Source organism: Salinispora pacifica CNR114 (genome assembly GCF_000514775.1).
GTDB lineage: Bacteria > Actinomycetota > Actinomycetes > Mycobacteriales > Micromonosporaceae > Micromonospora > Micromonospora pacifica.
Genome location: NZ_AZWO01000069.1, coordinates 1 through 7,736, shown reverse-complemented (window position 1 = coordinate 7,736; position 7,736 = coordinate 1). Strand labels below are relative to the sequence as shown.

The 7,736-nt window shown below is 66.1% G+C and carries 8 protein-coding genes and 3 pseudogenes; 8 read left to right on the top strand and 3 right to left on the bottom strand.

Features of this window, described 5'->3' with window-relative positions:
• Nucleotides 1-49 precede the first annotated feature (49 nt).
• Nucleotides 50-1,441 (top strand): IS30 family transposase, encoded by a 1,392-nt coding sequence (locus B118_RS0124465; protein ID WP_028192378.1) that lies wholly within the window; start codon nt 50-52, stop codon nt 1,439-1,441.
• Nucleotides 1,442-1,456: 15 nt separating this feature from the next.
• Here the strand turns inward: B118_RS0124465 and B118_RS32575 are convergent, their stop codons facing one another.
• Nucleotides 1,457-1,666 (bottom strand): hypothetical protein, encoded by a 210-nt coding sequence (locus B118_RS32575; protein WP_027658547.1) that lies wholly within the window; start codon nt 1,664-1,666, stop codon nt 1,457-1,459.
• A 256-nt stretch (nt 1,667-1,922) separates the two neighbouring features.
• Nucleotides 1,923-2,363: an NUDIX hydrolase gene (locus tag B118_RS0124455; RefSeq protein WP_027648779.1), complete on the bottom strand. Its 441-nt coding sequence runs from the start codon at nt 2,361-2,363 to the stop codon at nt 1,923-1,925.
• A 744-nt stretch (nt 2,364-3,107) separates the two neighbouring features.
• Between B118_RS0124455 and B118_RS32060 the strand changes: the two genes are divergently transcribed.
• From B118_RS32060 to B118_RS0124445, 4 genes and pseudogenes are all read left to right on the top strand, one after another.
• Complete coding sequence (locus tag B118_RS32060; RefSeq protein WP_155252996.1) at nt 3,108-3,245, top strand: hypothetical protein; 138 nt, start codon at nt 3,108-3,110, stop codon at nt 3,243-3,245.
• Between the two features lie 300 nt (nt 3,246-3,545).
• Nucleotides 3,546-3,707, top strand: a pseudogene (locus B118_RS34010) (transposase); the annotation flags it as partial.
• 81 nt (nt 3,708-3,788) lie between these two features.
• Nucleotides 3,789-4,496, top strand: a pseudogene (locus tag B118_RS31295) (ISL3 family transposase); the annotation flags it as partial.
• A 217-nt stretch (nt 4,497-4,713) separates the two neighbouring features.
• The gene (locus B118_RS0124445) at nt 4,714-5,361 is read left to right on the top strand and encodes an NUDIX hydrolase (protein WP_337588131.1); all 648 of its coding nucleotides are present in this window, start codon (nt 4,714-4,716) and stop codon (nt 5,359-5,361) included.
• A gap of 243 nt (nt 5,362-5,604) precedes the next feature.
• Here the strand turns inward: B118_RS0124445 and B118_RS31285 are convergent, their stop codons facing one another.
• Nucleotides 5,605-5,802, bottom strand: a complete 198-nt coding sequence (locus B118_RS31285) for a hypothetical protein (protein ID WP_080678175.1) — start codon at nt 5,800-5,802, stop codon at nt 5,605-5,607.
• Between the two features lie 699 nt (nt 5,803-6,501).
• On the opposite strand from B118_RS31285, the pseudogene B118_RS33320 reads away from it, so the two are divergent.
• The 3 genes and pseudogenes from B118_RS33320 to B118_RS29230 all read left to right on the top strand — a co-directional run.
• Nucleotides 6,502-6,672 (top strand): annotated as a pseudogene (locus B118_RS33320) (IS701 family transposase); the annotation flags it as partial.
• Nucleotides 6,673-6,885: 213 nt separating this feature from the next.
• Nucleotides 6,886-7,518, top strand: coding sequence for a helix-turn-helix domain-containing protein (locus B118_RS29235; protein WP_337588130.1), 633 nt, complete (start codon nt 6,886-6,888; stop codon nt 7,516-7,518).
• A 17-nt stretch (nt 7,519-7,535) separates the two neighbouring features.
• On the top strand, nt 7,536-7,715 hold the full coding sequence (locus B118_RS29230) for a hypothetical protein (protein ID WP_043542020.1): 180 nt from the start codon (nt 7,536-7,538) through the stop codon (nt 7,713-7,715).
• Nucleotides 7,716-7,736 lie beyond the last annotated feature (21 nt).

Genomic DNA, 7,736 nt, shown 5'->3' with positions numbered 1-7,736 from the left:
GGCGAATTCAACTGGTCGTCGCAACACCTTTGATGATGGAGGTGTTTGGATGGCGCGACGTCAGCAGCAGGCGGATCGGGCGTTGCGTCCGGCGATGCGTTCGCCGGGCAGGCCGATGCCGGCGCGGCATGTGCAGCGTGCGTTCTGGCGGTTGATCGCGCGGGGTAAGCGCACTGAGGAGGTAGCGCTTGAGCTCGGTGTGTCGACGCCTGTTGCAGTGCGGTGGTTTCGTCACGCTGGTGGCATGCCGCCGTTGAGTCTGGCCGAGCCTTCCGGCCGTTACCTGTCGTTTTCCGAGCGTGAGGAGATTGCGCTGCTTAAGGCGCAGGGGCAGGGTGTCCGTGCGATCGCCCGGGAACTCGGGCGGGACCCGGGCACGATCTCGCGTGAGTTGCGGCGCAATGCCGCGACTCGCAGCGGCAAGCTTGAGTACCGGGCCACCGTGGCGCAGTGGAAGGCACAGGTCACCGCGCGGCGGCCCAAGCCGGCGAAGCTGGCGAGTAACCGGCGGCTGAAGGAGTACGTACAGGCCCGGCTGAGCGGGCAACTGTGCCGTCGTGACGGCACAGTTGCCGCCGGCCCTGCGACGACCTGGAAAGGGCTGAACAAGCCGCACCGTGCAGACCGCCGCTGGGCGGCGGCCTGGAGCCCAGAGCAGATTAGTCGACGGCTGGTCGTCGACTTCCCCGATGATGAAGATATGCGCATCAGCCACGAGGCGATCTACCAGGCGCTCTACATCCAAGGGCGCGGCGCGCTCACGCGTGAGCTGGTGGCCTGCCTGCGGACCGGTCGGGCGCTGCGTAAGCCCCGTGAACGCTCGCGGAACAGGCCGCAAGGGCATGTCACCGCTGATGTCGTCTTGAGCCAACGACCCGCCGAGGTCAAGGACCGAGCGGTCCCCGGCCACTGGGAAGGCGACCTGATAATCGGACTGCACCGCTCCGCCATCGGAACCGTCGTCGAGCGCACCAGCCGATACACGCTCCTGGTCCACCTTCCCCGCATCGAAGGCTACGGAACCGTCCCGCCGGTAAAGAACGGGCCCGCCCTCGGCGGCTACGGCGCCATCGCGATGAAGGACGCACTCCAGTCCACGATGACCATCATGCCCGAGGGTCTGCGGCGATCACTGACCTGGGACCGCGGCAAAGAACTCTCAGCCCACAGCCAGTTCACGATCGATACCGGCATTGCGGTCTACTTCGCCGATCCCCACTCACCCTGGCAACGCGCCACGAACGAAAACACCAACGGGCTACTACGCCAGTACTTCCCCAAAGGCACCGATCTGTCCCGCTGGGGCCTCGAAGACCTCCTCGCCGTACAAACAGCGATCAACAGCAGACCCCGCAAGGTCCTCGACTGGAAGACACCCGCCGAAGCTCTCGACGAGCAGCTACGGTTACTCCAACCAACAAGCGTTGCAACGACCGGTTGAACCCAGGTAGTGTACTCACATTCCCTTGAACTCGCGCCAACCTGCGTCGGTGGTCGGTAGCTTGGCCCACAGTTCGGCGGAGATATCCACTCCATCATAGTAGAAGTGAACAGTGTGGGCGGCGCGGCGGTAGTCGCGCAGGATCGTGAAGGTCTTCATGTGGGCCAGGGCGTGTTCGACCTGGGCTCGGACGGTGCGGTGGTGCCTGTTCAGGTCCTTTTCCATCGGGTAGTTCGCCGCCGTCGGCGGGTTTGCGGTACGCGATGATCACGTCGGGGTTGCCACGGTAGGCTGCTGGCCACTGCCACGCGCAGGTGGAGCAGCCTTGGCCGCAGGCCACCGAGAAGCTGGTCCCCGCAGCGAATGCCAGTTGCGGGGACCGGTCCGCGCAAGGATAAGCCGGGTCAGGCGCCGCACTGTCGACCTCGCGGGGTATTAGTGGTAGCGGGGGTATCCCGGTGTCACTTCAGTGACCGATCCCTTACCAGTCGTGCAAGGAGAAGGGTTGTTTCTCTTGGTGGAGGCGGATCACCTCGGCGGTGTAGGGCATGGTCGGGTCGGGTAGCTCGTCTGGTGGGAACCAGGCGAGTTGGGAGCATTTGTCGGGCTCGACGTTGCGGGGTTCGCTGGTCCAGGCGGTGGCGAGGAAGCCGAACCCGATGCGGGAGTCGTGGTGTGGGGGGCGGTGGTGTGTGACTCCGATGAATGTGAGCTGGTCGTGGGTGACCGTTACTCCTGTTTCTTCATGCAGCTCCCGGATGGCGGCGGTGACTACGTCTTCGTCGGCGTCAACTTTGCCTCCGGGGACAGCCCAGGAGCCGGCGAGGTAGATGGAGCCGGCGCGTTTGGTGAGTAGGATCCGTCCGTCGGGTCGTTGAAGGAGTATGAGGACGTCGACGGGAAAGCGGTGGGGTTCGGTCATCTCTGCACTCCAGTCATGGTCGGGTCCGGTTGTGGGGAAACCTGGTCAAGGCTTGTGCGAATTCGGGCGCCTGTCGCGGCCAGGTCCGCGACCTCTGGCGGTGTCAGGGCGGGGCCGGGGGTAGTGATCGTGGTGATCTGGTTGGCAGTGCGGAAGCCGAGCATCGCAACGGCGGTCGGGGCTGTTGTCAGTGCGAAGCGTATGGCTACGTTGGCCAGTGCGGCGGGTGTGTGACCGTAGCGGTCCCGGACCGGCTGTAGACCGTCCCAGATCAGACGTCGGCCCAGGGGACTAAACCAGCCACGATGTCGTGGGTGGGTGCCCAGCCGACATCCGCGCCATCGTTGACGCAGCGACCGGCGAGCGGCCAGCAGCCGGCGGCCAGTGCCGGGGAGGTGCGGCCGAGCCGGGTGAGTTGTCGCGGTGGCAGCTCGGGGGCCGTTTCGTGCCGTATGGGTCTGCCGTGTTGATCAGCGTCCAGCCGGTGGGGGTGGTCCAGTGAGTGTGGGCAGTGGTGAGGATGTCGGCTCGGTCGGCGGGAAGCTGAGTTAGGTATTTGGCCAGAATCCAGCAAGTGCGATCGGCTTCCATTGGTGGGCAGTGGCACTCCAGGAGGCGGCAAAATTCCATTCAACGATGCTTATAGCATGCCTTTGCGCTTTCGCAGTTTTCTTTCCGCTTGTGAAGGGCGCCCGCCGGGGTGCAGTCTCGTGGTGAGTGGTTGCGCTTTGGTACGATGTCGTGATGGGCATACTGTCTGGTGGGATAGCAGCTTTTGTGTTCTACGCGCTCGCTTTCGTGGTGCTTTACGCGGTGGTCCGCGCGGCAGTGCATCATGGAATTCGCGATGCTGAGCGTGAACGCGAAAAGCCTCAAAAATAGTAATTTATAGAAAGGGCCGTTTCGCAAGCAGACGGGAGAAGCCTGTGCGGCAGGATTGCTGTCACTTCAACGCTCGGCACCTCGTATATGGGCGCGGCCGGTGTGCCGATTAGCACACCCGGCCACGGCCACCGCGTCTCTAACTTGATCTTCAACCTGCGGCGTGGTGACATCGCCCCAGGCTGATCATTGGGGCAGCCTTTGATCGATCATTCCTCTTGTCTAGGGAAGAAGGTTGCAAACCAAGGGCTGTCTGGTGATCAGTGTGCACGATGCCGGGTCGACTGATGAGTCGGCCGGCTGGCCGAGTTCCACGCCTGTCTGACCGCTCGCCGGGATGCGTTGATCGAGCTGGCCGACGCGCTGTTGTGCGCAGAGGCACCGGTGCGTTCTCTGGTCGAGTTGTCGCTGGTGGGGGAGCACCGCCGCGGTCACGGCTCGTTGTATGCGGCGTTCAACCGCGGCCGGATCACATCGAGCGGTTGCGGACCGCGGTGGCGGCGGTGCCGCTGCTGCGGCCGGAGGTGCCCACCTTTCCAGAGCCTCAGGCAGGTCGAGGGCCGCACCGCTCAGGTCGTGGCCGACTGGCTCCTGGCCCGCCCATAGCAGTGGCGTGATCAGGTCCGCTACGTCGCGATCGACATGTGCACGATCTTCAAGTCCGCCATCGTGCGGGTCCTGCCGCACGCCCAACTCGTCGTCGACCACTTCCACCTCGTGCAGTTGGCCAACGCCACCGTCACCGAGGTCCGCCGCCGGGTCACCGTGCAGGTCCGCGGCCGACGCGGACGCAAAGGCAACCGCGAGTGGGAACTGCGCAACCGGCTGACCCGATCGGCCGCCCGCATGCGCGCCGAGCACGTAGACGACCTCGCCGCGCTGCCGGCACGCATCGGGGCGCCGATCCTGGCCGCCTGGAACGCCAAGGAAGACCTGCTCGACCTGCTCGCGCTGGCCCGCGTCAACCCCAATCGCGAACGCGTCGCCGAGCTGCTCTACCGCTTCTACCGCCGCTGCGCCCACGCCGACCTGCCCGAACTCGCCCGCCTGGCAACCACCGTGCAGACCTGGTGGCCCCAGATCCTCGCCTTCCTCCACACCGGCATCACCAACGCTGGCTCCGAAGGCACCAACCGAGTGATCAAAACCGTCGCCCGCGACGCCTACGGCTTCCGCAACCCCGTCAACCAGCGACTACGCACCCGCTGCGCCACCACCCGACGAACCCGAGGACACCTCAACCCCCGCTAATTTGGTAGAGCCCCTATGCCGGTGTCGGATAGAATCCGGCGCTCGTCGTGCTCGAGCATGTATCCGAGCACCGGGACCGCAGCGGGTGCACCGCCCGTCTCCTCGCCTGGCCGGATAGCGTAACCAAAATCAATTCGAATCACCGAGAAGTTGTGCATCGTTCGATCGTCACACGGCCGGCACCTCGCCGTCGCACCGAGAACGCCAATGCTCGCTGATGGGAGAACGGGTAGCGATGAGGCAGGCAGCACGAGCCCTTGTAGTTGACGCCGCAGGTCGGATCCTGTTGCTGTGGACGCGAGACCCGGCTCGGCCCGGCACTGACCCCTGGTGGGAAATGCCTGGGGGCGGCCTCGAACCCGGCGAGGACGCCCCCACCGCACTCGTCCGCGAACTCGCCGAGGAGGCGGGCATCGAGGTGTCCACCGACCGGGTCGGTCCGCCACTGTGGCACCGGGAGACGCACTTCTCCTGGTGCGGCCGGGACTATCATCAGCGCGAGACGCTGCACGTCGTGCTCTGTGGCGAAGCCAGCCCGGGCGAGGGCCGACACCGGCGCACCGTGGCCGAATGGAACGCGATCCTCGGCATGCGATGGTGGACCGTCGACGACCTGGTGGCCAGCGGCGACCGGTTCTTTCCCGGCTCCCTCCCCGCTTCCGCGCCGGTGATGCTCGCCGGCCAGATGGTCGACGACCCGTACGAGAATTGGGAGCCATTCACCGGCGGTCGCCTGCGCGAGTCGATGCCAGTCAGCGAGTCGCCGAACGCGGTACGCCGAATCAGCCGGGCGCTGTTCGCGGATGGTGGTTCCGGGGCTATGCGAGCACCAGATCCAGGTCCACCACCGTTGGACATGGGGTAATGGTTCGTGTTGTCCCTCCGTGTCGAACTCCATTCCAGCGTTTTCCCTGTCTCGGTGTCCCCGGCGCGGGCGGTCACCTTCCAGAGTGTCTGGCGGACGAGCCACACGTCGCGGCGTGCCCGTCGTCCCCGGACGCCGCTGCACCACTGCCGGACACTCGCCTTCACGCGGTGATCGTATGCATGTTCGGTTCGTGGTGAGGTGGGGTGGTGAACGAGCCTGCCCGTGCGGCGCTAGGGCGAATCATTCGCAGCGGTCTTCGGCGCCTCGGCTGTATGGCTCGCAGCAGTCGGGACGGTGTCGGTAGACCCGCAGGTTGCGGCCGTGTTGGTGGCCGTACTCTGGCGTGATCTCGTACAGGCACGCCCGCCACACGACGGTTCTACCGCCGCCGGGCACTACTTGCCCGTCGCCTGGCCCGCCGTGCAGCAGCACGTCCACCCTCTGACGGTACGTGCGTGACGAGCGCGGGACGCGACGGAGGAGGTTCTGATGCCCCCAGATGGCTGGCCTCCACGCGGGCTGGTCCCCGCAACTGGGCGTTGCTGTGGGGACCAGCTTGTCGGTGGCCTGCGGCCAAGGCTGCTCCACCTGCGCGTGGCCGTGGCCAGCAGCCGAGCGGTGACCTTGTCGACCTGTTCAGGTTCGCCGCAGGCCCGACCGCTCGCCAGCGCCGGTCCTGCGCTGTGGATATCTCCGATGCTTGTGGATGATCTCCTGATCATGGCCGGATCTGTTTGCTCTCGTGTCACCAGCAGCGCGGATGCAGGGGCGGGCTGTAGAGGGGATTACACGTCGTCGGGGGGTGATCGCGTTCTTCCTCCCTGCCCGACCAGCGTCGAGGGTGTTGCGAGCCTTCGCTGGCACATGCGTTGTCGCGGATCTCCGCCCGAGACAGCCCACATCTGTCCCAGGATGGGTGTGGGGGTGCGGACATGAGCGGCACCGACGGTCGGCGTGACGGGGGCTGGGGTGACGTCAAGGCACGTATGGTCGAGCGCCGGGCCGGGACCGGTGTTGCGTCGGCCAGTCGCGCCGATGCTCGCGGCGCCGGTCGACATCGTGCCCGAGGGCCCGGGCCTAGTACTGCAGCGGCAGTAGGCGAATCGAGTTCGGTTCGCGTTCGTTGGTCCGATTGTGATGGATGTTGATGTCGATCGTTGGCATGGGGAGTTGGACCGGCTGCATGCCCGTATCGGGCCCCGGTTTCGCCGTTCGGAGCCGCGGCGGCGGGCGCGTCAGTACCTGTGTGGCCTGGTGTCGGGGTTGGGGCGTAAGAACGGCTGGACTCTGGCTGAGCAGGCCGGGGATGCCCTGTCTGTCAGGGTGAGTTGAGGCCAGCGGTTCATAGCAAGTCCGCCGGACAGGGCGAGTTCAGGATCGAGAAGCGTTGACTACTGCGGTTGACTTGGTCGTGGCCCAGGATGGGGTCATGAGTCGCAAGAAGGGCCCGCGTTCGGGCGGGCCGCGGGCCCGCCGGAGCTTCACTCCGGGGCAGAAGCTGGAACTGCTCAGGCTGTGGCGGTGGCAGAACTCGTTTGCGTTCGGCGGCTCAGCGACCAGGAGGGTCAGCAGCTGCTGAGGATCACTCGTAGAGGTACCGGCTCGCCGATCCGGTTGCGGCGGTCGATGGTCGTGCTCGCTTCGGCTGGTGGGAACACGGTGCCGGCGATCGCCCGCTTGGTCCAAGCCGATGAGGACACGATCCGGCAGGTCATCCACCGGTTCAGGGAGATGGGGATGGCCAGCCTGGACCCTCAGTGGGCGGGTGGCCGTCCCCGCCAGATCAGTCCTGACGAAGAGCAGCACATCGTCGAGACGGCCAACACCCGCCCCGAGAAGCTGGGGCGGCCGTTCACCCGGTGGAGCATCCGCAAACTCGCCGACCACCTGCGCCTACACGCGACCCGCCGTGTGCGGATAGGGCGGGAACGGCTACGGCAGATCCTGCAGCGGCATCGGATCACCTTCCAGCGGACCAAGACGTGGAAGGAGTCCACCGACCCACACCGCGATGCCAAGCTCGCCCGGATCGAGTACGTCAGCAGCAGCTTCCCGCAGCGGGTGTTCGCCTTCGACGAGTTCGGGCCCCTGGCTCGGTGTCACCACAGGATCATTCTGGGTGGTGACACTGGTGCTGTTGCCGCCTCGACCTGATCGAGGGGAGCACGCGCATGATCCGGCTACTCCGCCGACTCCGCCACCGGCCCGCACGGCTGGACGCCACCGGTCCCGCCACGGTGTACGCGGCGCGGGCCGGCGCCTACCGCCCACTGTGGGACCAGCCGACGGTGATCCTCGATAGCCGGCCGTTGATGACCCGGTTGGCCCGGCAGCGGGCCTGCTCCCGGTGATGGCCACCCACGCCCGGCCGC